We start from the raw sequence: 24,558 nt of genomic DNA on the forward strand, positions 1-24,558 counted from the left end.
CTGCTGAAGTTGACAGCAGGTGTGTTAACTAAAGACTACTCGATCAAACCGATTTTGTTCAGCAGCTGGTATAGAGCAGCAGCGGCTGCTTCACGGGTTGCCGGAGCAACCGGATTGAAGCTGGAACCTGTATCGCTGCCGATGATGCCGGCTGCGGACAGGGTTTGCAGGCTATCCTTCGCGTAAGGAGCCACTTTTGCGCTGTCCGTGTACGTTGTAAAGGAAGGATTAGCGCTCTTCAGTTCAGTTCCGGTTAATTTGAGCGCTCTGTCCAGAATCACTGCCAGCTCCTGGCGGGTTACATTCTGGGTTGGGGCAAATTTGCCGTTGCCGATACCCAGAATCAGACCTGCCTTGGAAGCAGCGGCCACATCCTGGGCATACCAGGCAGTGGAGCTGACATCAGTGAAGGTAACACTGGCATCAGTACGAAGCCCGAGTGCGCGGGTCAGGAGCGCAGTGAATTCCGCACGGGTCAGGCTGCTCTTCGGCGAGAAGGTCGTAGCCGAAGTACCTTGGATAATCAGCTTGTTGGCCAAGGCTTTGATTGCTTCAGCCGCCGAAGAAGCGGCGATGTCTGTAAATGCTGCGGCCGGCTTGCTTACTGCGGCGTAAGTCGAGAAGCCAGGGCGGCTTACAGTAACAATCGTTGTTCCGTCTGTCTGTGGTTTGAATACAGATGCAACCGGAGTAACTACGCCATCATCCTCGAAGAGAACACCGGCAGTATTCGGCTGAATTGTACCAGGTACAGTAAAGGATCTCTTAATGAAAAGATTCGTCGGTGTGTTCAGGTAAGTGCTGCCTGTTGCACTGGTCCAGGAAGCTTCAAAGGTAATTGGAGTTCCAATTACTGTAGAACCGGCTACGCTGGCTGTCAGCTTGCTGGCAGCTTCCGGAGCCTGCTTGATGTCAAGCTTGAAGTTCTGTCCTGCAGGTGCAGATTTCAGCAAGGATACAGGCAGAGCGACGGCAGAACCATTGACTGTAACTACAACACTGCTGTCGGCATGAATGCCTGCCAGCTGGGTTACCTGGGCTGCTGTCAGGTTCAGTTCAACTGCTGTGTCGGTTGTTGCAGGCAGCGCTATTACGACAGCGGTCTTGGCAGCTGCAGCGTTAGCCAGAGCAGTCTTCAGGTTGTCGTCGGTTACAGTAACAGTAGTCACTTTATCCTTGGACACAGTAACCGGAGTCAGGGTGGCCTGGGTCGTTCCTTCCTCAATCAGTGATGCTGCAGCAGCAGGCGCTGCCGGAGTTACTGGTGTTACTGCACCGCCGCCGCCATTTGAACCGCCGTCAGTACCTGTGCTTGGTGCCGGCTGATTAATGAAGCGGAATGAGGTATAGGTAGTATAGAATTCATCTTCGTATTGATTGATCTTGATAGGCAGTTTGGAATTATCTTCAGCATTGATACCCAGCACTTGAAGCTTATAAACCCCGTCTGTCAGATAGGCAACAGCGGGATTGCCGTTTGCATCAAGAATCGGATCCCCTTCACTGTCATATGGATGATAAGTGGCGCTGATAACTGTAGAGTAATCTCCCGGCTCAAAATATTTATCCGGAGAATCTGTAGCGGCAACCTGGAAATAACCCTTGGTTTTATCGTCCAGGCCTACGAGATCTACTTCATAATAATTGATGTCATCTGCTTTCAGCTTGTAGTTGAGGACAGCTCCTGAGTTGTTGTACATAATCGGTGTTGTAATCTTTGCTTCCTGGATACCAGTGCCCCAGTCAGGCTGATCCACGGATTCATCGACGTTAATTGCGAACGGCAAATGCAGGGTAGGCTGTCCCGGTGCTTCAAGAACGACATTACCTTGCAGCATCTGCGGTTCGGTTTTTGCAGACACATTAACGTTCAGATTGAAGTTGGAAGTACCATAAGCAGAGGCTGTTACTGTTGTCTTATCCAGCGTTGCAGTTACATTCTCAAGATCACCGTAGTTCCAGACTACAGAGGCAGAATAAGTAACCGCGCTGTTGCTTACGTTTTTAAGCTGCAGCTCTTTGGAAGCAACTGCGCCAGGCAGAAGTGTTCCGAAGCTGGTGGATGGATTGTAGTTAATTACGTTTTGTGCCGCAAAATTTTTGTCAAGAATAGTAATGGGCTCAAGCGCCTGTAACAGCGCCGGTGTCTTAATGGCATTCTCTACATTTGCCCGGCCTGGGCCTTGAATATACAGATCCTCAGGCTCACCCTTATAAAGGAGCTGATCTGCAGTATTGGCTAGAGCAGCACGGATATCAAACGGGGTGTATTCCGGATGTGCCTGTTTGATCAGGAGTGACAAGCCCGCCACGTGCGGAGTAGCCATACTGGTACCGCTGCTGCGGTGGTATGCTTCGGTATAATCTCCGCCATATGCCGGATAGGTGGACAATACACCGTCACCAGGAGCGACAATATCAGGCTTGATGCTGAGGTTTCCGTCCACGTTAGGACCCATGGAGGAGAAGTAAGTTATTTCATCACCTGCAGTCATCGTCTGCTTGTACTCATCTCCGAAGGTGAAGTAGACTGGCTTACCATCGTTCGCAAGAATGGCTCTGGCCAGTGCACGTCCCTTGGAGCCTTCAATGTCGAAGGTTGGAATGTAGTCATACCCGTCGCCGAGATTGCTGCCAATGAACCCGTCGCGTCCGCTAATGCTCTCCGTAAGAATAGCCTGGGAGTTAGCGGCATTTCCGTTAAAGATCACGACAGCTCTGGCCCCGTGTTCTTTGGCGATGGCGATTTTATCGACAAATGCCAGATCCCCGCGGGACAGCAGGACAATGGAGCCGCTGATGTCGCGGTCCGGGTAGTCTTCTTCTGCACCAAGGTCGGCGTATACGACTTCAACCGGATCGGTGCCGATAATATCTGTGAAGTTAAACTGTCCGAGCTTGTATGCCATTACATGAGAATCGAAGTACTCGGAATAAGTAACAGTAGTTACAGAATCAGCGATTTCTGCTTTAAAATTACCCGAGAAGGCTTTGATCGGGCTGGTTACAGCACCTACCGAAATGGCCAGCTGCGCAGCCGCAGGAGAGCCAAGGGAGAAATAGCCTGCTTCCCCGTTATTACCGTTGGCAATAACCGCTACAACTCCTGAGAGCACGGCGTTATTGATGGCGATGGAGTCAGGGGAATTCACGTCTTTTTCGGAATCAGAGCCGAGCGACAGGTTGATGACATCCATGCCGTCCTTAACGGCATGCTCAATCCCGTCGATAACCTGGGCGGATGAACCGGAAGAGGTGCTCGGATCATCAAGATTGCGTCCCAGAACCTTGTATGCATACAGCTCTGCACCTGGTGCTACGCCTTTTTGGGCAACATCACCTTTTGCGGCATATTGTCCGATAATCGTACCTGAAACATGCGTTCCGTGGGAGGTCCCGGCATAGCCTGTCTTGTAAGGATCTTCTTCCTTGGTCAAAGGCTCTTCTTCATAAGGATCTTCATCCTGATAAAAGGAGTCATAACCGCCCTTATAGGCCGGGGCAATGTCAGGATGCAGGTAGTCCACACCGGTATCGATAACGCCGACCTTCAGACCTTCGCCTGTAATACCTTGTTCCGCGGCCCAATCCGCATGAATCTGTTCCAGCGGAGCATTATCATTTCTGTAAGTAGCCTCCGTTACAGTTACATCGGGAAGGGCGTACCAGGTGCTGTTCGGATAGATGGAGGTAACGCCGGAGATTTTGGCCAGCTTCGGAATTTCATTGGCCGGGACGGACACTTCAAAGCCGTTCAGTACCGTGTCATACTGGTAGTTGACGGTCAGATCAATGCCGAGATCATCGGCTTTATCAAGTACCTCGGACTGCTGGCTCTTGACGGCAGCTTCCGTAGCAGTCTTGGAGAGCGCGGAGATTCCTTGCTTGGCTGCGTATTTGCCTACTGCTGCGGGCTGGCCGCTCAACTGCACGATAACGCGGACATTGTTTGATGATTTGGTGTCAATCTGTGGTGAAATATACGTCTGATTGGATGTCTGATTAATTGTGGTTGATGATTTAGTCGATGATAGCGTCTGCGGGCTGCCGGCGGCAAAAGCCGCTCCAGGAATCATGCCTGCTGTCACTCCAAGTGACAGGGTGATAACAGACAGCTTGCGAGGTAGTTTATTCCACTCCAAATGTAATCCCCTCCAGATGAGTATGTGTACTGATACAGCTGAATTTTTCCTGCTATAGACAGTAGTCCGATTCTCCTTTCTAGTAATCTCTTTTTATTTCCGTCCCGGCTAGTAGGAAAAATATTAAGAAGATTCTACCATTGGTAAAATGTAAAATCCAGTTAAAAGTAATGTTGTTTTTCAGGGGTTACCGTGAATGAAGTGAAAGATAACATAAATATGCTTTAGAATAAGAATAAAATGGTTATAAAGTACTATTTTGTGAGAGGAAGTTATTATGAATATTGCTTGAGTAAGGTAATGTTACACGTGAAATTAAATAAATCCTGTATTTATGAGTCGAAAGTATTAAAAATGCTGCTTTTATGTAATCAAATAATATATATTTCCATGCTATCTAATGGAATTGTTAACTAAATATAGATATTATCCCGAGAGAGGGAGTGGGAAAAAGTGGACAGACCCGTGCCAGGGAATTATTTCCTGCTGATTAAGATTAAACATAAAAACTGCGTATAAACCATGCAGCATCAATACAAAATAAAAAGGTCAGTTTGTGGTTGGCATATCAGGCAGAAAGCAGGGATTATCCTTGTCAGAAAAAAGCATCCTCGCCTATTTTAAATCTCCCGAAGAAGCTGAAGGCGTCTCCCGGAAGCTTCAGGCTCTGCGCGTAACCGAGCTGTCTATCGACCGCTTCACCCGGTTCAGCGGAGGCGGCCTGCAAAATGCTGTGAATCCGGTGACCGGCAGTCTGGCCCGTATGGATTCCATGACCGCTGTGAGCGCGCATTCAGGTATTTTGTCCGCTGCGCATACCAGCTCAAGCGGGATGAGCCATGGTGGTGACGGAGGGCCTACCGGCAGAAACATTCTGCTGACCGTAATTGTACAGCCGGAATCTTACCAGCAGGCCTTATCCATCATTGAGGAAGCCGGCGGTATGATCTGAACGTGTGTACTTGTTTTTTACAAGGAACCTGAAAGGTGGTAGCTGTTATGGATAGAGAGAACTCAGACATTTTCTCCAAAACGGAAAAGCAAAAGATGCTCTACGAAGCTAAACTGGAGGATGTGCAATTTGCGGCTGCAGAAGCCGACCAGAATGATCTGGAAGCGCTGGACCGCGCGCAGGAAGCTGACAAGCGCCAGCTGAATGCGATCATGAAAAAGAAATAGCCGTCCAATAGTACTGAAAATTAAGGACATTTGCCCCACTGAAAGTGGGGTTTTTTGCGTGCCGGCGTGTATAATAGGGAAATGGACAATGGCAAGGAGGATGTTGATGAATACGTTTATTATGTGGGGCGGACTGGTGCTGCTGGTCGCTTTGCTTACTTTTTTGAATCAGAAGCAGATTTATTCGTCCAAAGTGAAACAGGCATACCGTGAACTGCGAGGGCTTGCGGAAGCCGTCCGTGACGGACGCGCTTCTCCTGCCGATCTGAAGAGATGGGAAACCGCACTGGAAGAGATGGATAAGCATCCGAATGAATTTAACAAGCTGGACGCTGAAATCGGGTTGCGCGGGGTATTCGTCCTGTATCTGGAGCAGTATTACCCGCATGATCCGCGTCTTCCCGCTCTCAAGGAGGCAGCAGGGCACCGGAAGGATTCGGTGTGGGGCCTCAGGTTCGGTGACTACGGGGCCAAGAAGTGAGCGTGAAAAGCAGAATAATAGAATCAAATCTTTTAAATCGTTATAATCCATAGTAGCTTTTCTGCCGTTAATATTGAATATATACCTTATGAATATTTGAAAGCCGCACAATCTCAATTGAGCCGCACAGGGAGATAGTATTATGGAGAATGGATCAGTTCCAGCAGTCACAGAGGCGCTGGTAGTCAAAGCTATGGAAAAGAATCTTGCCCTGATCCGCTTTGATCTTGACCGCAGAGTGGCCTATGTCAATGAAGTGTTTGCCGGTTCAATGAAATATAAATCAGAGGATATGTACGGAATGCATCACCGGGAGTTATGCTTTCCTGAGTTTGTGAACAGTCCGGACTATGAAATCTTCTGGCAGAATCTGCTTTCCGGAACCAGCTTTCAGGATAAGATTGAACGAATGGATTCAGAGGGCAACACTGTGTGGCTCGAAGCAACCTATATGCCTATTTTTGACGAAACAGGCCACCATGTGATCGGCGTAAGCAAGATTGCGACCAATATTACGCACCGGCAGACCGATGTAAACCATGTGGTGGAGCAGATGCAGAGAATGGCTGACAGCCTGAACCGGCGGGCCGAGCAGGGGATTGAACGAAGCCGGGAAATGCTGCTCAGCATCAATAATATTGCCAGGGTATCGAAGGAGAACACCCTTCTCATAAAGAATCTGCAAAACAAGGCTGTGGATATTCAAGGGGTAGTACAAACTATCCGTGATATTGCTTCGCAGACACATTTGCTGGCGCTTAATGCTGCAATTGAAGCAGCGCATGCCGGGGAGTTCGGGCGGGGGTTCGATGTGGTGGCCAAGGAGGTCCGGAAGCTATCGGGTATGGTGCAGGAATCCATTGGCGAGGTGCGGAACAGTGTCAAGGCGATTACGGAGGAAATCGGCAGCATGTCGACTGGTCTGGAGTATGTTCAGGCAAGCGTCAAAGAGAGCCAGAAGCAGATTGAAGTAGCCCTTGAGGAGTTTACAGGCATTGCGGTCTCGGCCAGTGAGCTGGATATCCAGGCGAGGGCGGTTATGAATATTATCTGATTTTATCCAACATGGCAGTATGGTGCTCCTTGAAGCAGGGAGGCCATACTGTTTTTTTATCGAATATTTCTGTTTGCGGAAGGTGCAGTCGTTTTTACTTATTGCTAAAATGCAGGGATGTTATTAGATTTTCGGCTGAATTAGCCGATATAATATTAAATTATATAAAATTTAGAATTTTGCCAGTCATGTTTGGAATGGTTTAAAGGGGGATGAGGTCATGGAGCACATGCATATGCATGGCAGTCATGACAAGCTGCTCGTATTTTTTTCGTATTTGATAGCTGTTGCAGCTTCCTATACGGTTTTGGAGCTGGCGGGCATACTGGGGATATCCAAGGGAAGGCGGCGGGTGATGTGGCTTGTGTTCGGGGCCGTCATCATGGGGATGGGCGTATGGTCTATGCATTTTGTCGGCATGCTGGCCTTGAAACTGCCTGTACCGGTCGCTTATAACCTGATGGTTGTACTGCTGTCTATGACAGTCGCGGTCATTGCTTCGCTGGTTGCCCTGATTGTTATTAGCCACTTCAGGCGTGGAATTGTTCCGCTTCTGGTGAGCGGTCTGCTGCTTGCCTTTGGTATTTTCGGTATGCATTACATAGGCATGTCCGCGATGCAGATTGGAATTTCGTATAGAGCAGACTATGTCGTCCTGTCGTTTGTTGTTGCCCTGGCTGCATCCGTTGTTGCGCTGGGACTGTCTTCCCAGCTGCTCATGAACCGCACGGCAGTGGGCTCGGGAAAGAAGCTGATTAGCGGACTTGTCATGGGCGTCGCTATTGTAGGGATGCATTATACCGGAATGCTTGCGGCAAGCTTTGAGCCTGAGAGCCGTTCCTGGTTAAATACCGGGGTGGTACTGGATCAGAAATGGCTGGCCTATGTCATTGCCGGGGGGACGCTGTTCACGCTGGGCCTGTCTGTTACCGGAGTTTATATTTCGAGCCGTTTTTCCAGAAAAGACACCGAGCTTCTAATCAGTGAAAAATGGTACAGATCGCTCTATGAAAATAATCAGGATGCCATCATATCCATTGATCTTAATTTACGTATTATCGGCTCCAATCCTGCAGCCACAACGATTAGCGGCATCAGCAGCAAGGAGTTCAAAGAGCAGACTCTGGACTCCCTCCTGGGTATGATTGCAGCGGAGGATCAGGAGCTGATCCGGGAAATGTTCATCAGGTCCCTTGCCGGAGAGCAGGTCAGCTATGAAACGGCAATCATGCACAGAAACGGGCAGAAGCTGGATATCGGCATCAGTATCGCTCCGGTTATGGTCGATGGCCTGGTGGCCGGCATTTATGTCATGGCCCGGGATATTACGGAGGAGAAGCAGGCCAAGGAGCAGACCCGCTACCTGGCCTTTCACGATGAGCTGACCGGACTTCCGAACCGCCGGATGTTCAGTCAGCTGCTCTCCCAGACCATTGAAGCACATCATGAAACCCGGGAGCCTTTTGCCGTACTTGTTATGAATTTTGACCGGTTCAAGCTAATTAATGATACACTCGGACATTTGTACGGCGATCTCTTTCTGCAGGAGATGAGCAACAGGATTATAGACAGCTTGGTGAAGGAGCAGATGGCGCTGGCACGGCTGGAGGGCGATGAATTCGCACTGCTCTGCCGGTTCTCAAGGGAAAAAATGAATGTGACGGATATTGTGGAACAGATGATTGCAGCAATCAAGCAGCCGTTCCACCTCAAGGAGCGGGATCTCTACGTTACGGCCAGCATCGGTATTTCTTTTTATCCGGCCCACGGCCAGACTCCGGAAGAGCTGCTCAGAAATGCCGGAACGGCCATGTATGAGGTGAAGAAAAACGGCAGAAACGATTACCAGTTTTTCTCGGACGATCTGAACGGCCAGATTATGGAGCAGCTGGAGCTGGAGTCGGATCTGCGCAAAGGGCTGGCGCGCGGTGAGTTCACGGTACATTTTCAGCCGCAGATCCGGGCAGCAGACAATGAGCGGATTATCGGGGTAGAGGCGCTGGTGCGCTGGAATCATCCGGTAAAAGGCCTGCTCGGTCCAGGCCTGTTCATTCCCGCGGCAGAAGTGACCGGACGGATCGTTGAGCTTGGCAATTTTGTGCTGCGCGAAGCCTGCCGGCAGATGCGGCAGTGGCATGATGCTGGCGGTCCGCGCATTCCGGTTGCCGTCAATTTATCCTCACAGCAGTTTCTTCAGTATAATCTGCTGGAGGATATCCGGGATATTCTCCGGGAAACGGGGCTGGCGCCCGAATACCTTGAGCTGGAGATTACCGAGAGCATGATGATGGATGCTTCCAGAGCCAGCGCTATTCTGAATGATCTGGTGAAAAGCGGGGTCCGGATCAGCCTGGATGACTTCGGGACCGGCTACAGCTCGCTGGGTTATCTGAAGCTGTATCCAATACACAAGGTGAAGATCGACCGTTCGTTCATCAGCGGCATTACCGGCAGCAGCCATGACCGGGCCATTGTGGCGACCATCCTGACCATGGCAGAGCATCTCGGCATGCAGGTGATTGCCGAAGGCATCGAAACGAAGGAGCAGCTGGACATCCTGGTGGAGAGCGGCTGCCGGGATATTCAAGGGTATTATTACAGCAAGCCGTTGGCTGCTGAGGAGCTGGAACGGAAATATCTGCGGCCTGCAGAGCCTGTCGGCAAAATAATCTGAAAAAGCGCGGTCCGCAAAGGCCGCGTTTTTTTATTTTGAGAAATGAACCTTTTCCGCGGACGGATTGTTTATAAGACAGACCTGTTAAAGAAGGGAGGAGCCGGATTGCAAAGCAACCGTGAATTATTTGAAGCCTACAGCAAAGCAGTGTACCGCACCTGTTACTATATGGTGCAGGATGCTGCAGATGCTGAGGATCTGTGCCAGGAAGTGTTTATTACCGTCTTCCGCAGCCAGTGGCAGAATGTTGAGCATACGCGGGCCTGGATCATGAAAATTGCTGTCAATACCAGCCTTAACCATCTAAAACGCTCAAGCAGCTTGCGGCAGAAGCTTGTGCAGAATTTGCATTTGTGGGGCGGGGGCGTAAGTGAGGAGCCGGTAGAACGGCTGGTTGAACAGAAGGAGACGGCGCAGGAATGGGCGCGCTATATGTCCAGACTTCCTGCCAAGATCAGGGCAGTGCTGACCCTGAGGTACATGCATGATTTCAGCCTGGCTGAAATTTCGGAAGCCTTATCCATACCTGTAGGGACCGCCAAATCGAGACAGCACAAGGGCATTAAGATGATGAAGGAAATTCTGGCCGAAGCCGGAATAAAAGATGAGGAGCGGAGGGATATAGGCCATGAAGAAACTGGAACTTATGCTGGAGCGGCAATTAAATAAAGAAGATGCTGTAAATTATCCGGATTTCGAGGGAATGTGGAGCCGGATGGAGCAGGCAGGCCACACTGCACCTGCTGGAATTAGTACAGCAGAGAGGGCTGGCATGTACAGAGGGGGAAAATGGCGTAAAGTTACGTTTGCAGCCTCTCTTAGCGTACTGCTCGCCGCTGCCCCTGTATATGCTGCAATCCAGTATGACTGGGGAAATCTGCTGCACGGCAAAGAAGGGGTTCAGGCTGCACTTGACCAGAATCTGGGCCAGCAGCTTGGCCAGACTATCACAAGGGACGGAGTAACGCTGACGTTACGTACAGCAATTGTCGATGATAACCGCACGGTCATTCTGTACAGTCTGGAAACGGATCAGGCAGACGGACAGTTCTGGAACGTCCAGGAGCTCTCTTTGAAGGATGAAAAAGGCAACAGCGGTGAAGGGGAGTACACTTATCTGCAGTGGGATGAAGCAAACAGCCGCTACAACGGCTATTTTGAAAGTGACTGGACCCCGCAGAAATCAGAGGCTAACGTTACGCTGACTGCCGCTGCTGTGCAGTCCTTTAACCAAACTCAGATGGAAATACCGCTGGACAGCAGTTTGCAGGCCGTACAGGACTTCCCGGTCGGACAGGAGGGTATGGAGAAGCTTGAGATACAGCCTTTTATGCAAAGCGGGGGTAAGCTGCTGCTGTCTTCTGCCGTTACCTTTACCCGGCCGGAGGCCAAGGAATGGACGTTTCCGGAGATTATAGCTTACCGGAACGGTACGGAGATCCGTTCATTGTCCGGAGGTACCTTCGGGACACCTGGGGACAATGGTGAATACACAATGAAGCAAACCTTCAACACAGCCGATGTTCCTGCGGGCGAAACCACCTACAAGCTGCAGTATACCAGACTGGAGCAGAATATTACCGGGCCGTGGACCTTTGACCTGCAGCTGAGCAAACAGCAGATGGAGAGCGGCACAGTCAAAACCGCGCTGGATCTCCCGCTGGAGCCGGGCGATACAGTCAATACGATTGAAAATATGATCGTTACTCCGACACAAATCCGTGTTTCAATCCGGGTGAACGCAAAGTATCCGCAGATTCCTTATCATAAATATGCGCTTGAGGTTGGCGGCAAGACGCTGGAGGGCAGCCTGTACAGGTCACCTAAGGATGATCCCAAGCTCGTGACACTGCGCTTTGAACGTCCGGCAGAGCTTGAGGTTACTCCGGAAACGCCGGTTACCTTTGTGGGCAGCTATAAAGTAACGGTGCATGAGGATGATAAGACACCGCTTCAGCTGACCAACATTTCTGCTGCCAAGCAGACGGTGATCCGCAGTACCGGCGGCTATTCCGTAAAGTGGACCTACTATATGGAGGGGAAAGACCTCTTTGTCGAAACGGAGAGTGAGGATGCCCGTTTCGGCGGAGTCAATCAGACCCATATTAATCTCGGTAAAGAGCGGATCATAGGCAGGCCGGTTACAAGTAATTTTGCCGGAGACGGAAACAACCGGGCCATTGATGTATATAAGGACTTCCAAGGTACCGAAGCCTCCATATACATGTTCTACTATACAACCGATGAACCGGAACGGGAAACGCGCGTGCAGCTGCAGCCGTAGCCGTTGCTGTTATCTCGGATAAAACAAGTAAAGCCGTCCGTACCCTGGCAGCAGGGGCGGGCGTTTTTGCATGCATTTTTGGCGGCGGATGAAACAGGAGTAGCTTTTTGCAGGCCGATCCTTTATCCTTGCAGGACAGAAGCCAAAGGAGAGAATATTTTGAATAGGGAAATAATACGCTGTGCCTGGGTCAACGAAGATCCGCTTTATATTGACTATCATGATAAAGAATGGGGCAATCCCCTGTATGATGACCTCAAGCTGTTTGAGCTGCTGATGCTGGAGGGCATGCAGGCCGGGCTTAGCTGGTATACGGTACTGAAGAAGCGGGAGCATTACCGTAAGGTATTCGCCGGATTTGATCCGGACATCATTGTTCATTATGACGATAACAAAATAGAAGCTCTGATGCAGGACACGGGAATCATCCGCAACCGCCTCAAAATTAATGCTATTGTGAAAAATGCGAAGGTTTATCTGGACATTTGCCGGGAGGAAGGCAGCTTTTCGGATTATGTGTGGAGCTTTGCCGGCGGCGGGCCAGTCATTAACGGGTGGAAGACGCGGGCTGAGGTTCCGGCGACGACGGCGCAGTCAGATTCTATGAGCAAGGCGCTGAAAAAGAAGGGCATGACCTTCGTCGGCTCGACGATCTGTTACGCTTTTATGCAGGCTTCCGGTATGGTGAATGATCATACGATGGACTGTTTTTGCCGGAAATAATGAACCGTGATCTGTATAGCGGGCGTAGTTTTGGCGCTACCTGTGGTAGAAATGGTATACTGATAAATGTTGAATAACTGGATTAGTGAGTTTTGAACGAAGCTAAATATGGAAGTACTGCTTACAAAACTTTTAGGAGGAGCCACACACATGTTATGGCATGAATTAACGGTACATACAACAGAAGAGGCGCAGGAGATGATATCCAATCTGCTGTATGAAGCCGGAGCAGGCGGTGTTTCGATCGAAGAATCGGGAACACTTAATAAAGTAAGAGATACCCGGTACGGTGAACTATACGATGAACCGCTGAACGATATCCCTCCCGGTGAGGCTGTAATTAAAGGCTACTATGCCGAAAATGTATCGATGGACGATGTCATCAACGAGGTTGCTCCGCGGGTTGAGGAGCTGCGTGAATTCGGGATTGATCCCGGCAAAGCGCTGATCTCCTGGAAAACGGTGGACGATGAAGAATGGGCCCATGCCTGGAAAGCATACTTCAAGCCGCTGCGCGTGTCTGACCGTCTGACGATCAAGCCGACCTGGGAAGAATATACACCAGCCAGCCCGGATGAAAAAATTATCGAAATTGATCCCGGCATGGCCTTCGGAACAGGGACGCATCCGACTACGGCGCTGTGTCTGCGTGCGCTGGAGAAGCATATCAGCGGCGGCGAAGAAGTCATTGACGTAGGGACCGGCTCCGGCATTCTGGCGGTAGGTGCGGTTCTGCTTGGTGCTAAGTCTGTGCTGGCGCTTGACCTTGATCCGGTCGCTGTCGAAAGTGCGCGGGAGAATGTGGAGCTGAACAGACTGCAGGCCTCGGTAACGGTAAAAGAGAGCGATCTGCTCTCGCTGCTCGGAGGCGAAGGTGCGGCAGATACTGCGGCAGGGGACATGTGGCCGAGTGCCAGACCCGGCTATACCGGGGCAGCTGCAGAAGCGGACCGGTCTGCGGAGGCAGGGCTTGGCGTTACACTGCCAGTGAAGCTTATCGTCGCCAATATTCTGGCGGAGATTCTTGTGCTGTTCACGGATGATGTGTTCCGTGCGCTGCAGCCGGGCGGCATCTATATTACTTCCGGTATTTATAAGGATAAGGAAAGCCTGGTGTCGCAGGCGCTGGAGGATTCCGGTTTTGAGATTATAGAGATTACCCGTGAAGAAGACTGGGTGGCCATTACAGCCGGAAAGAGGTAGAGATGGATTTTTTAAATGATATATTGGTATATCCACTGCAGCAGCTCCCGTTTTTCCTGATTACGATCGTCATTGCCTTTACTGTGCATGAGTTCGCGCATGCTTACTTTGCCAACAAATTCGGCGATCCGACGGCCAGGCTGCTTGGCCGCATGACGCTTAACCCGGCTGTCCATTTTGACCTGTTCGGAATTATCCTGCTGCTCATTGCCGGCTTCGGCTGGGCGCGTCCGGTTCCGGTGAACCGTGATAACTTCAGCCGTCCGCGGCTGATGGGAATCGTGGTGTCGGCTGCCGGTCCGCTGAGTAATTTTCTGCTGGGGATTATCGGGGCGCTCATCTATACGGTGCTTATGGGTACAGGAACGATCGACTCCATCACCAATGAGCAGCTGCAGCTGGCGATTGTCTGGTTTTTCGGTATTTTTATTAAGACCAACTTCTTTCTCTTTCTGTTCAATCTTATTCCGCTGCCGCCGCTTGATGGTTACCGGATTCTGGAGGATGTCGCACCGCGTCCGGTCCGCGCCAGAATGCAGCAGGCTGAGCAATGGGCCGTCTTTATCTTTTTGCTGGTTATTTTTATCCCTGTTCTTAGTGCCAATACGATTACTCCGCTATATAACTGGGCCATTCAAATCGGTAATCATTTTATCCGGTTATTCCTGAACCTGTTCGGATTCTCCGGGTTCTACTAAGCGCTGGTCATTGCCCTGCAAACGTTGTATGATGGAATATGTTTTTTGTGAAAGATGAACAAAGGATATGAATTTTTAATAGAATGAGGCTAAACTATGCAGCGTTATTTTGTAAGCCCAGAGCAGTTTGGCGCAGAGCAGGTGAGCATTGGCGGTGAAGATGCACGTCATATTGCCAAGGTGATGCGCGGGAAGGCCGGGGATAAGCTGATTGTCAGCGACGGGGTATCCCGCGAGGCTCTGACGGAGATTGCTTCGATTGAAATCGGTGAGGTTGTCGTGAATATTGTGGAACCGCTTGAAATGACGCATGAGCCGCGCATCCAGGTTACGGTAGCCCAGAGCCTGCCCAAAGGCGACAAGCTGGAGACGGTGATCCAGAAATGCACCGAGATCGGTGCTGTGGCTTTTGTTCCGTTTCTTTCGGAGCGGACTATCGTACAGTACGATGAGCGCAAAGAGAGCAAACGGCTGGAGCGCTGGCGCAAAATCTGTAAGGAAGCCGCGGAACAGGCGCACCGTAATATCATTCCTGACGTTCATGCTCCGCTCAGTTGGAAGCAGCTGCTCCAGAGCTTCAGCGGATATGACGCGGTCTACTTCTGTTATGAAAAAGAAGAAGGCTTGCAGCTGCGCAGCGCCGCCGCACCATGGATTGCCGGGTTGCCTGCCGGATCCCGGGGCAGGGTGATGGTTGTTGTCGGTCCTGAAGGCGGGTTCAGTCCGGAGGAATGCCGGGCAGCTGAAGCTGCCGGGGCGGTATCTGTAGGGCTTGGACGGCGAATTCTGCGCTGCGAGACAGCCGGTATGGTTGCTGCAGCCTGCATTTTATATGAATCCGGAGAAATGGGGGGAGCTTGAGCGATGCCATCCGTAGCATTTTATACTTTAGGTTGTAAAGTGAATTTCTATGACACTGAAGCCATCTGGCAGCTTTTCAAAAATGAAGGTTACGAGCAGGTGGATTTCGAGGGAACCGCCGATGTATACCTGATCAACACCTGTACGGTGACGAACACAGGAGACAAAAAGAGCCGGCAGATGATCCGCCGCGCCGTACGCCGCAACCCGGAAGCGATTGTTGCTGTAACAGGCTGCTATGCGCAGACCTCTCCAGGCGAGATTCTGGATATTCCGGGCGTCGATCTGGTCATCGGCAATCAGGACCGTGAGCATATTATGACTCATGTGAAGAACATTCAGGAGTCACGCCAGCCGGTCAATGCGGTGCGCAACATTATGAAGACGCGTGAGTTCGAGGAGCTTGATGTGCCGGGCTTCGCCGACCGGACGCGGGCGTTCATGAAGATTCAGGACGGCTGCAACAACTTCTGCACCTTCTGCATTATTCCATGGTCGCGCGGGCTGTCGCGCAGCCGTGATCCGAAATCGATTGTGGCCCAGGCACATCAGCTGGTTGAGGCGGGCTACAAGGAGTTCGTGCTGACCGGTATTCACACTGGCGGCTACGGCGATGATCTGGACAACTACCGCCTTGCCGACCTGCTCTGGGAGCTGGACAAGGTGGACGGGCTGGAGCGCGTACGGATCAGCTCGATTGAAGCGAGCCAGATTGATGAGAAGCTGCTGGAGGTGCTGAACCGCAGCTCCAAAATGTGCCGCCATCTGCACATTCCGCTGCAGGCCGGCCATAACGAGGTGCTCAAGGCGATGCGCCGCAAATACACTACGGAAGAATATTATGCCAAAATGCAGCTGATCCGCCAGGCTATGCCGGATGTAGGCATCACTACAGACGTCATTGTCGGATTCCCGGGCGAGACGGACGAAATGTTCCGCGCCGGATACGACTTCATGAAGGCTGTGAATTACTCCGAGATGCATGTGTTCCCTTATTCCAAGCGGACCGGTACACCGGCAGCGCGGATGCTTAACCAGATCGACGAGGAGATCAAGAACGAGCGTGTACAACAGCTGATCGATCTCTCCGAGGAGATGCAGCTGGCTTATGCCCGCAGGTTCGTCGGCAAGACCGTCTCGGTTATCGCTGAGCGCTCAGCCAAGGACGCGCCGGGCCGCAGCATCCAGCACGGCTTCAGCGACAATTACCTGCAGGTGTTCTTCGGCGGCGACGATTCACTGCAGGGCGAGCTCTGCCAGGTGAAAATTACCGAAGCGGGCATTAACGAGTGCAAAGGCGAGCTGGTTGGCGTCAGCCGGACTGCGCTTCATCAGACTGCGAACTAGCAGGCCGGCGGGAGAAGGATGCAGCGTAAATGCCTCTGCGGACGGATACCCCGGTAAGATAGAGTATGTTTTCTTTTAATATAGCGTATCCAGCAAGGATTTCCTTTCCCGTCCGGGAGATGAAATCCTTGCTGCTGTTTGGGGTGACGTACGAGACTAAGTCAATCGCTGTGCGGGCGGCTTGTAACAGAGTGCTGCGCTTGAAGCACTGAAGAAAGGGTAAGGATTATGCAAGGGAGGCGGATCTCCGGAAACAAGTTTATCTAACTCATCTACCTAGCTCATCTACCTAGCTCATCTGCCTGGCTGATATATGCAGTTGGAGTAACACTGGCCATTTCAGCGAAACAGCTTGCTGCTCTTCTCTGTCCAGCCAAATAGCTGCATTCCGTACACTTAAAAGTAAAGAAAACTCGCGTACGCCGCATATAACTGCAGTTTGTACAACTAAATCTGCCCGGATCAGCTCAATCTGGTGAATTTGCGGCATTTTAGTTGTACAAAGTACACTTAAACAGGCGAGGCGAGGAAAAATAGAAGTTTTAGTTGTATAAAGTGCAATTAAGTTATAATCACAAATACATTAAGGAGCTATCAACATGGCGCATAAGCAAATTTCAGCGGGCGGCTTGGTATACCGGCGGGGCAGCTCCGGTCTGGAAATCCAGCTGATCGTAGACCGCTACGGCAAAGTGGCGCTGCCCAAAGGCAAGATGGAGGACGGAGAGACGGTAGAGGAGACAGCGCTGCGGGAAATTCGTGAGGAGACTGGCGCTGTCGGCGTTATCAAGGCTCCGATTGATGTCAATAAATACACTTTTGAGCACCACATATACGGAATCGTAGATAAAGAGGTTCATTACTTTCTGGTGGAGGCGGTCGGCGGGATCACCAAGGCACAGGCAGAGGAGATTGACGCTGTGGAATGGCATGAAGCAGAAGCCGCCTGGGAGCGGGGGAAGAGCATGATGTATGCCAACAATGTCCCTATTTTACAGAAAGCGATGGCGCTGCTCTCCCGGACATTTACCGAATAAGCAATCTAGTTAAAAAGTCCTGAATTCGCCGGGAACAGAAAATTAACTGAAAATAGGGTAAACACTTCAGGCGTAATTGTCGATATAGTGGAAGAGTGTGGTAATAACCACCGATAAACTTACTGCCTAAGGAGAGAACAGATGACTGTGTACAGGAAAATGACGAAGATGCTCCTCATTCTGATATTGGTTACTGCCGCAGCTTTTCCGGTAAACGTCTTTGCGGCTACAGGCGACACGAACTCGATTGATTTTGACAGCTCGGCAAAAGTGGAGCTTACGGTTGGACAAACCCCCAAACAGCTTAAAGTATATGCCAACATTGAAGGGTCCTCCTCCAAAAAGGATGTGACAGCAGCTTCAACCTGGGTATCCTCAAATACAAACGCAGTCAGAGTAGTCAACGGGCTGCTGACCCCGGTCGATACCGGAACAGCCATGATTACCGCTACATACCTCAATGCGGTAGCCACCCTGGAGGTGTCCGTTACCCATCCCTTTAAAGATTTGACCCTGGAGCGCAGCTCTGACGGGAATTACAAATTAGGTGACAGCGAAGAAACGCTGCACGTCACGGCCAAAGCCACAGGGGGACAATCGGCTACCTCTGTGAAGGATGTCTCGGCTGATGCCGACTGGAGCAGCTCCAATACAAGCGTGCTGACCATTGATGAAGGCCAGATTACGTTAGTAGGTGAAGGTACCGCGACCATTACCGCCAAATACAAAGGACTTACCGCTACTTTTAAAGCCAAGGTAGAGCTGCCGTATTCAGCTATTGTTCTTAAACAAGATAATGTGGCTGTCAAGGAGCTTGAGCTGCTTGTCGGTGATGATCCGGTAGAGCTGACGGCCGCGACCAAAGCGACCGAGAACAGTCCGGAAAAAGACATTGCCGATCAGGCAGAATGGACAAGCTCCAGCGAAAGTGTGGCAACAGTAGAAGCCGGTATTATTACAGTAGTAGGTTCCGGTAAAGCTGTAATTACAGCAAAATACCTTGGTGTATCCAAGTCGGTGGATGTTTATGTGCGTGCCCCTTATGAGGCAGTGCTGCTGACTCCTTCCGAGGATCAGACGCTTTTCCTGGGTGAGAGCCTGCAGGTAAAGGCGGAGATGAGAAACGCTGTAAACTCGAAGCAAAACCAGTCATCCGATGCAACCTGGACTTCCGACAACTTGCTGGCGGCTACAGTTACTAAAGATGCTGCAGCAGCGACGGTTACTGGTAAGGCGGTCGGTTCGGCGGTTATTAAGGCAGAGAGCTTTGGTGTCAGCAAAACATTGAAGGTAACCGTGCTGCCTACAATCACTGAACTTGTTCTGGAGAAGTCCGAACTGGAAGCTTATACAGCGGACAGCGTCAGCCTGCCGAAGGTCAGCGGAACGAAGCTGGACGGAACGAAGCTGGATCTTAGCCAGGAAGTCGAATGGACCTCGGCTAACGAGGACATTGCTGAGATTAAGGATAACAAGCTGTCTGCCGTCAAGGCGGGAACCGTAACGCTTACAGGAAAGATCAAGAAGGGCAATGTCTCCTCCGGTTCTTCCCCGATTCGTGACAAGAGCGTGGAGCTGAAAGTTACCGTACAGAACAAGGTGCTGGTGCTGATCGGGCCTGAGGATGCACTGGGTCTCGTTATCGGTGAAGAGCAGGGATTGCCGTCTGTAAATGCAGTGCTTGAAAACGGGGAAGAGGTTGATGTTACAAGCACTATTACCTGGGAAATTACCGGAACCAATGCGGTCCTCAAGCAGACAGCGAACGGTAAAGTGATTAAAGGCCTGACCAAAGGGTCGGCCACACTTAAAGGCACTTATTCCAATAAAACGATCAGTGTTCCAGTAACGATTGAGCAGAAGGTTGTGAAGCTCGTTGTTGAGCCGGGCACGGTGGATCTGAATCTTAAGGCTTCCAAAGCGATCAAGGTAACCGGATATTTTGCCAACGGCAAATCGGCGAATTTCTCCGGTGCGATGAACTGGGAATCCTCGAATACTGCAGTGGCCACAGTGAAGGGGACGACAGTCAAAGCTGTAGCTGAAGGTACAGCGACAATAACCGGCTCCTATCAGGGTATCGCCGCTACAGTTAAGATCAACGTAGTGCCTAAGCTGACCAAGCTGACCGTGAATGAAACCAAGCTGGTACTTGCAGCCGGCGCTACCCAGAGCGTAGTGGCAACAGCATTGTATGATACCGGCAAAACAACCATCGTTACGGGCAGTGTGGTCTGGACCAGCTCCAAGCCTTCTGTAGCAAAGGTGAATGCTTCCGGTACAATTACAGCGGTAGGCAAAGGTACAACCTCTATCAAGGGTAAATGGAACAACAAGACGGTGACCGTATCCGTTACCGTAAAATAAAGAAATCTGATCTGCGAAGCGGCGGTTACAGCGCTTTGCAGATTTTTTTTGGCTAAAGCTATAGTAAACCCTAGTAATCCGATGTATAATTCTGAAAAGTACATAACAGGCGTATCCGGGTCAGGCAGAATATGCTGTACGCCACGGGCAAATTTAATTATCGGGGAGATGAAGCGAATGGCGAAGAAAGAGTTATTATCGATCAGATCAATTGTAGCGGTGGGGATCGGCTCGGCCTTATTCGTAATTTTGGGGAGATTTGGTTCGATTCCCTCAGGCATTCCGAATACGAACATTGAAACAACTTACGCGCTGCTTGCATTGTTTTCCCTGCTGTATGGTCCTGTAGCCGGACTGCTGATCGGACTGATCGGTCACACGCTGAAGGATTTTATTTTTTACGGCTCCCCCTGGTTCAGCTGGGTCATCTCCTCCGGACTGGTCGGCCTGATTATCGGCCTGCTGGTTGCCGGCATCTCCATTCAGGATGGTGTATTCGGTAAAAGAGAGATTATCCGCTTTAACCTGGCCCAGATTGTGGCCAATGTCATTGCCTGGTTCGCTGTAGCGCCAACGCTGGACATTCTGATCTATGCAGAGCCGGCGAATAAGGTATACACGCAAGGGCTGGTTGCCGGAGCGGCAAACATTGTAACGGTGGCTGTCATCGGCACGCTGCTCGCAGCAGCCTATGCCAAGACGCGGACCAAGCAGGGAAGCCTGCGGAAGCTGGGTTAAATTGAATATTTAGCAGAAAGCCGGTGACAATCACCGGCTTTTCTGTTGAAATAAAGAGGATGCTATTGGAACGAATTATTGAAAGAGGAAGGTAGAGATGAGCAAAGCCGTTATAGAATTTACAGATTTTAGCTTCACCTACCGGGCTCAGCAGGAGCCTACACTGCGCGGAATCAATCTGAGCATCAGAGCGGGCGAGAAGGTGTTAATTGTCGGCCCTTCGGGCAGCGGTAAGAGCACGCTTGCCCATTGTATCAACGGGCTGATCCCCTTTTACTACCCTGGAGAGACGGCTGGAAGTCTGCAGATCATGGGGAAGGAGCAGCAAGAGCAGAGTATTGCTGCATTATCACAATCGGTAGGAACAGTGCTGCAGGACCCGGACGGGCAGTTTGTCGGGCTTACAGTTGGGGAGGATATCGCTTTTGTGCTGGAGAATGCGGCAGTGCCCCTGCATGAAATGAAGGAGCGGGTAACAGCGGCGGCCAGGGCTGCCGGTATTGAGGAACTGCTGCCGGCTTCGCCGCAGGAGCTCTCCGGCGGCCAGAAGCAGAAGACGATGCTGGCCGGCGTACTCGCCGGCAATGTCGATATTCTGCTGTTTGATGAGCCGCTGGCCAGTCTCGACCCTTTCACTGGTACCCGGACCATAGAACATATTGACCGGCTCCAGCGTGAAACCGGCAAAACAGTGGTCATCATCGAACACCGGCTGGAGGAAGTGCTGCACCGGCCGGTGGACCGGATCATTATTATGAACGATGGGGTTATCGTGGCTGACCTGCCGCCTGCCGAGCTGCTGAGCTCCGGCCTGCTGGCCGGAACCGGGCTCCGCGAGCCGCTGTATCTAACCGCGCTGCGGTATGCCGGTGTGGCGGTAACGCCTGACCTCCAGCCCCAGCATCCCGAGCTGCTCCGGCTGGAGAATGCCGCCGGACGGCTGCAGCAGTGGATTGACGGATACCGGGAGCAGACCACTCGGGCTGAAGCCGTTCCGCTGCTTGAGCTGAAAGAGGTCAGCTTCGGCTATGACCGGGAGACGGCCGTGCTGGACAAGCTGTCGCTGACTGTTAACCGGGGCGAGATGCTGGCTATCGCCGGCAGGAACGGGGCCGGGAAGTCGACTGTATCCAAGCTGATTTGCGGTTTTTATAAGCCTTCCTCGGGAAGCATCCTGCTGAACGGCCGTGATATCGGCCGGGATACAATCAAAGAGCGGGCGGAGCGCATCGGCTTTGTGATGCAGAATCCGAATCATATGCTGTCAAAGACGCTGCTGTATGATGAGGTCGCCTTTGGCCTCAAACTGCGCGATGTGCCGGAGGAGCAGATCCGGGAGCGCGTTCATCATGTGCTGCGAATCTGCGGCCTGCATGAATTCCGCGAATGGCCTGTCTCGGCGCTCAGCTACGGGCAGAAGAAGCGGGTCACCATCGCTTCAATCCTGGTGCTGGAACCGGAGATTATCATTCTGGATGAGCCGACCGCCGGCCAGGACTACCGGCATTATAATGAGATGATGGAATTTCTGCGGGGGCTGAGCAGCCGGGAAATTACGGTAATCATGATTACGCATGATATGCACCTGATGCTGGAGTATGCCCAGCGGGCGATTGTGCTGGCGGACGGGAAGAAGGCGGGCGATGACCGGCCGGAGCGGATTTTGACGAACCGTTCTATTGTAGAGAAAGCTAACCTGAGAGAAACCTCGCTCTATACGCTTGCTCTAAAAGCAGGGCTGCAGCAGCCGGAGGAGCTGGTCCGCACGTTTATCGCTTTTGACAGGGAGGTGCGCCGCGGATGAAGGCCAGAATGCTGACCTATACGAAGCAGGACTCGCCGGTCCACCGTCTGAGCGGAGCAGCCAAGCTGATTGTGTTCATTGCCTGGTCACTGTCGGCTATGATCACCTACGATACGAGATGCCTGGTCGTCATGCTGCTGATCAGTCTTGTTTTGTTTAAAGTTTCAAAAGTGAGGTTTCAGGACTACGCTTTTGTGCTGTATTTCATCCTGTTCTTTTTCCTGCTTAATCATCTGGCGATTTTTCTGTTCTCCCCCTTGGAGGGCACACGGATTTACGGCACCCGCCACGATCTGTTCCACTTGGCCGGACGGTACACCGTTACAGCTGAACAGCTGTTTTACCAGCTTAATATCGCGCTGAAGTATGCCGTTGTCATCCCGGTGGCGCTGCTATTTCTGCTGACGACAGATCCGAGTGAATTCGCCGCGTCTCTGAACCGGATCGGAGTAAACTATAAAATTGCTTATTCCGTATCGCTGGCTCTGCGTTATATTCCCGATATCCAGCGGGACTACGAAAATATCTCCTTCTCGGCACAGGCAAGGGGAATCGATCTTTCCCGCAAAGAGAAGCTGCCCCGGCGCCTCAAAAATATCGTATCGATCCTGCTGCCGCTGATTCTGTCGAGCATCGAGCGGATCGAGAAAATCAGCACGGCGATGGAGCTGCGCGGCTTCGGCAGCGGCCGGAAACGGACATGGTACATGGGCCGCCCCTTTACGGGCAGGGACTATATTGCCTTAGGGCTGATGCTGTCACTGGCTGCGGCAGCGCTGATTATTACTTTTTATGACGGATCCAGGTTTTACAGTATCTTTTAGATGAAAGAATAGATTAGTATCACAGGGCAGTTTGAAGTATAATAGTACAGCGATTCTCCCGGTTAAGGAGAACCGCTGTACGGGCGCCTTTCGGCAGGCAGAAGCAGATTAAATGCGGCTGAGCCGCTGCTCGACTCTGGACCAGAGCGGCAGATAGCACAGCGGCAGCACGGCCAGTGAGCAGACGACATTGAAGATCGTTTGGGCATGGGCGAGCTGGGAGGCGGGGCCGCTGCCGAACAAGGCGGACAGGTCCTGCAGCGGTCCGATGAACGGCAGGAACAGCAGGGCGCCGCCGACGTTGAGCGCCACATGCGAGCCGGCGACGAACTTGCCGGAGGCTGAGCCGCCGATTGAAGCGATGACGGCGGTGACACAGGTGCCGACGTTGGCGCCGAGCACAATGGCGATGCCGATTTCCGGGGGCATGGTGCCTGCGGATGCCAGGCCCATGGCCATCCCGATGACCGCAGCGCTGCTGTGCAGCATCGCGGTCAGGCAGGCCCCCGCGGCCAGGCCCCACAGGGCGCTGGTGGCCGCATGGTCCAGGAACCAGCGGAACATGCCGCTGGCTTCAAGCGCGGGGCCGATCGACTGCATGACGGCGATGCCCCAGAGCACCAGGGCAAAGCCGGCCACCGCCAGGCTGATGAACTGGAGCGGGCCGGAAACCTTGCGGCAGGCTTCCGCGGCCCGCCAGGTGAAGGGCGGCAGCTCGCCGAGGATGACGGCTGCGGCCCAGAGGCAGAGCGCCGCGGTGAACAGCGGCGCCGCTGCCGAGCTGATCTGCAGTCCGATCAGCTCGGTGGTCAGGCAGGTGCCGATGTTGCTGCCGAGGATAATGCCCAGCGTGCGGGCATATGTGAGCAGCCCGGCATTCACCATGCCGATGGTCAGCACGGTTACGGCGGTGCTGCTCTGCAGCAGCGCTGACAGCAGGCTGCTGGCGATAAGACCCTTCAGCGGCGTAGAGGTTGCTTTATGCAGGCTCCGCGTCAACAGCGGGCCGGCGAGCTTCGCCAGCGCCGTCTCCATCAGCTTCATGCCGGCGAGAAATATAACAAGGCCGTATATGACAGGGAACAGCAGGTCACGGATCATAAGGACATGCTCCTTTGAACGGGGGTTGTACACCAATATAT

General features: G+C 52.0%; 19 protein-coding genes. 17 read left to right on the forward strand and 2 right to left on the reverse strand.

Features of this window, described 5'->3' with window-relative positions; genetic code table 11:
- Nucleotides 1-35: 35 nt before the first annotated feature.
- Nucleotides 36-4,142 (reverse strand): S8 family serine peptidase, encoded by a 4,107-nt coding sequence (locus M2108_RS19720; RefSeq protein ID WP_277471177.1) that lies wholly within the window; start codon nucleotides 4,140-4,142, stop codon nucleotides 36-38.
- Between the two features lie 592 nt (nucleotides 4,143-4,734).
- Here M2108_RS19720 and M2108_RS19725 point away from each other — a divergent pair.
- The 17 genes from M2108_RS19725 (at nucleotide 4,735) to M2108_RS19805 (ending at nucleotide 23,416) form a co-directional block, all read left to right on the forward strand.
- Complete coding sequence (locus M2108_RS19725) at nucleotides 4,735-5,094, forward strand: hypothetical protein (RefSeq protein ID WP_090712375.1); 360 nt, start codon at nucleotides 4,735-4,737, stop codon at nucleotides 5,092-5,094.
- 47 nt (nucleotides 5,095-5,141) lie between these two features.
- Nucleotides 5,142-5,321, forward strand: a complete 180-nt coding sequence (locus M2108_RS19730; protein WP_277471176.1) for a YfhD family protein — start codon at nucleotides 5,142-5,144, stop codon at nucleotides 5,319-5,321.
- A gap of 106 nt (nucleotides 5,322-5,427) precedes the next feature.
- The gene (locus M2108_RS19735; protein WP_277471175.1) at nucleotides 5,428-5,802 is read left to right on the forward strand and encodes a hypothetical protein; all 375 of its coding nucleotides are present in this window, start codon (nucleotides 5,428-5,430) and stop codon (nucleotides 5,800-5,802) included.
- Between the two features lie 142 nt (nucleotides 5,803-5,944).
- Complete coding sequence (locus M2108_RS19740) at nucleotides 5,945-6,856, forward strand: methyl-accepting chemotaxis protein (RefSeq protein ID WP_277471174.1); 912 nt, start codon at nucleotides 5,945-5,947, stop codon at nucleotides 6,854-6,856.
- A 220-nt stretch (nucleotides 6,857-7,076) separates the two neighbouring features.
- Nucleotides 7,077-9,530 (forward strand): EAL domain-containing protein, encoded by a 2,454-nt coding sequence (locus tag M2108_RS19745; protein WP_277471173.1) that lies wholly within the window; start codon nucleotides 7,077-7,079, stop codon nucleotides 9,528-9,530.
- Nucleotides 9,531-9,635: 105 nt separating this feature from the next.
- Nucleotides 9,636-10,199 (forward strand): RNA polymerase sigma factor, encoded by a 564-nt coding sequence (locus M2108_RS19750; protein WP_277471172.1) that lies wholly within the window; start codon nucleotides 9,636-9,638, stop codon nucleotides 10,197-10,199.
- The gene (locus M2108_RS19755; RefSeq protein ID WP_277471171.1) at nucleotides 10,159-11,814 is read left to right on the forward strand and encodes a DUF4179 domain-containing protein; all 1,656 of its coding nucleotides are present in this window, start codon (nucleotides 10,159-10,161) and stop codon (nucleotides 11,812-11,814) included. The genes M2108_RS19750 and M2108_RS19755 overlap by 41 nt, the downstream gene beginning before the upstream one ends.
- Before the next feature lie 159 nt (nucleotides 11,815-11,973).
- On the forward strand, nucleotides 11,974-12,537 hold the full coding sequence (locus M2108_RS19760) for a DNA-3-methyladenine glycosylase I (RefSeq protein WP_277471170.1): 564 nt from the start codon (nucleotides 11,974-11,976) through the stop codon (nucleotides 12,535-12,537).
- A 150-nt stretch (nucleotides 12,538-12,687) separates the two neighbouring features.
- Entirely contained in the window at nucleotides 12,688-13,740 is a 1,053-nt protein-coding gene (gene prmA / locus M2108_RS19765) for a 50S ribosomal protein L11 methyltransferase (RefSeq protein ID WP_277471169.1), read from the forward strand.
- 2 nt (nucleotides 13,741-13,742) lie between these two features.
- Nucleotides 13,743-14,438, forward strand: a complete 696-nt coding sequence (locus tag M2108_RS19770) for a site-2 protease family protein (RefSeq protein WP_277471168.1) — start codon at nucleotides 13,743-13,745, stop codon at nucleotides 14,436-14,438.
- A gap of 96 nt (nucleotides 14,439-14,534) precedes the next feature.
- Complete coding sequence (locus M2108_RS19775) at nucleotides 14,535-15,299, forward strand: RsmE family RNA methyltransferase (RefSeq protein WP_277471167.1); 765 nt, start codon at nucleotides 14,535-14,537, stop codon at nucleotides 15,297-15,299.
- Between the two features lie 3 nt (nucleotides 15,300-15,302).
- Nucleotides 15,303-16,646, forward strand: a complete 1,344-nt coding sequence (gene mtaB / locus M2108_RS19780) for a tRNA (N(6)-L-threonylcarbamoyladenosine(37)-C(2))-methylthiotransferase MtaB (RefSeq protein ID WP_277471166.1) — start codon at nucleotides 15,303-15,305, stop codon at nucleotides 16,644-16,646.
- A gap of 599 nt (nucleotides 16,647-17,245) precedes the next feature.
- On the forward strand, nucleotides 17,246-17,683 hold the full coding sequence (locus M2108_RS19785; RefSeq protein WP_277471165.1) for an NUDIX hydrolase: 438 nt from the start codon (nucleotides 17,246-17,248) through the stop codon (nucleotides 17,681-17,683).
- Nucleotides 17,684-17,824: 141 nt separating this feature from the next.
- On the forward strand, nucleotides 17,825-20,050 hold the full coding sequence (locus tag M2108_RS19790) for an Ig-like domain-containing protein (protein WP_277506313.1): 2,226 nt from the start codon (nucleotides 17,825-17,827) through the stop codon (nucleotides 20,048-20,050).
- Nucleotides 20,051-20,227: 177 nt separating this feature from the next.
- Nucleotides 20,228-20,788 (forward strand): ECF-type riboflavin transporter substrate-binding protein, encoded by a 561-nt coding sequence (locus M2108_RS19795; protein ID WP_277471163.1) that lies wholly within the window; start codon nucleotides 20,228-20,230, stop codon nucleotides 20,786-20,788.
- Between the two features lie 97 nt (nucleotides 20,789-20,885).
- Complete coding sequence (locus M2108_RS19800) at nucleotides 20,886-22,592, forward strand: ABC transporter ATP-binding protein (RefSeq protein ID WP_277471162.1); 1,707 nt, start codon at nucleotides 20,886-20,888, stop codon at nucleotides 22,590-22,592.
- The gene (locus M2108_RS19805) at nucleotides 22,589-23,416 is read left to right on the forward strand and encodes an energy-coupling factor transporter transmembrane component T family protein (protein WP_277471161.1); all 828 of its coding nucleotides are present in this window, start codon (nucleotides 22,589-22,591) and stop codon (nucleotides 23,414-23,416) included. Before M2108_RS19800 ends, M2108_RS19805 begins: the two co-directional genes overlap by 4 nt.
- A gap of 108 nt (nucleotides 23,417-23,524) precedes the next feature.
- On the opposite strand, the gene M2108_RS19810 is transcribed toward M2108_RS19805, so the two are convergent.
- Nucleotides 23,525-24,517, reverse strand: coding sequence for a Na/Pi cotransporter family protein (locus M2108_RS19810; protein ID WP_277471160.1), 993 nt, complete (start codon nucleotides 24,515-24,517; stop codon nucleotides 23,525-23,527).
- Nucleotides 24,518-24,558 lie beyond the last annotated feature (41 nt).

The organism is Paenibacillus sp. PastM-3, from assembly GCF_029893965.1.
Lineage (GTDB): Bacteria > Bacillota > Bacilli > Paenibacillales > Paenibacillaceae > Paenibacillus_AQ.

What these genes read in the sequence shown, in the direction of transcription:
- M2108_RS19730 (WP_277471176.1), top strand. Translation starts at nt 5,142, where the DNA reads ATGGATAGAGAGAACTCAGACATTTTCTCCAAAACGGAAAAGCAAAAG.
- M2108_RS19735 (WP_277471175.1), top strand. Translation starts at nt 5,428, where the DNA reads ATGAATACGTTTATTATGTGGGGCGGACTGGTGCTGCTGGTCGCTTTG.
- M2108_RS19740 (WP_277471174.1), top strand. Translation starts at nt 5,945, where the DNA reads ATGGAGAATGGATCAGTTCCAGCAGTCACAGAGGCGCTGGTAGTCAAA.
- M2108_RS19745 (WP_277471173.1), top strand. Translation starts at nt 7,077, where the DNA reads ATGGAGCACATGCATATGCATGGCAGTCATGACAAGCTGCTCGTATTT.
- M2108_RS19755 (WP_277471171.1), top strand. Translation starts at nt 10,159, where the DNA reads ATGAAGAAACTGGAACTTATGCTGGAGCGGCAATTAAATAAAGAAGAT.
- prmA (WP_277471169.1), top strand. Translation starts at nt 12,688, where the DNA reads ATGTTATGGCATGAATTAACGGTACATACAACAGAAGAGGCGCAGGAG.
- M2108_RS19770 (WP_277471168.1), top strand. Translation starts at nt 13,743, where the DNA reads ATGGATTTTTTAAATGATATATTGGTATATCCACTGCAGCAGCTCCCG.
- M2108_RS19775 (WP_277471167.1), top strand. Translation starts at nt 14,535, where the DNA reads ATGCAGCGTTATTTTGTAAGCCCAGAGCAGTTTGGCGCAGAGCAGGTG.
- mtaB (WP_277471166.1), top strand. Translation starts at nt 15,303, where the DNA reads ATGCCATCCGTAGCATTTTATACTTTAGGTTGTAAAGTGAATTTCTAT.
- M2108_RS19785 (WP_277471165.1), top strand. Translation starts at nt 17,246, where the DNA reads ATGGCGCATAAGCAAATTTCAGCGGGCGGCTTGGTATACCGGCGGGGC.
- M2108_RS19790 (WP_277506313.1), top strand. Translation starts at nt 17,825, where the DNA reads ATGACTGTGTACAGGAAAATGACGAAGATGCTCCTCATTCTGATATTG.
- M2108_RS19795 (WP_277471163.1), top strand. Translation starts at nt 20,228, where the DNA reads ATGGCGAAGAAAGAGTTATTATCGATCAGATCAATTGTAGCGGTGGGG.
- M2108_RS19800 (WP_277471162.1), top strand. Translation starts at nt 20,886, where the DNA reads ATGAGCAAAGCCGTTATAGAATTTACAGATTTTAGCTTCACCTACCGG.
- M2108_RS19805 (WP_277471161.1), top strand. Translation starts at nt 22,589, where the DNA reads ATGAAGGCCAGAATGCTGACCTATACGAAGCAGGACTCGCCGGTCCAC.
- M2108_RS19810 (WP_277471160.1), bottom strand. Translation starts at nt 24,517, where the DNA reads ATGATCCGTGACCTGCTGTTCCCTGTCATATACGGCCTTGTTATATTT.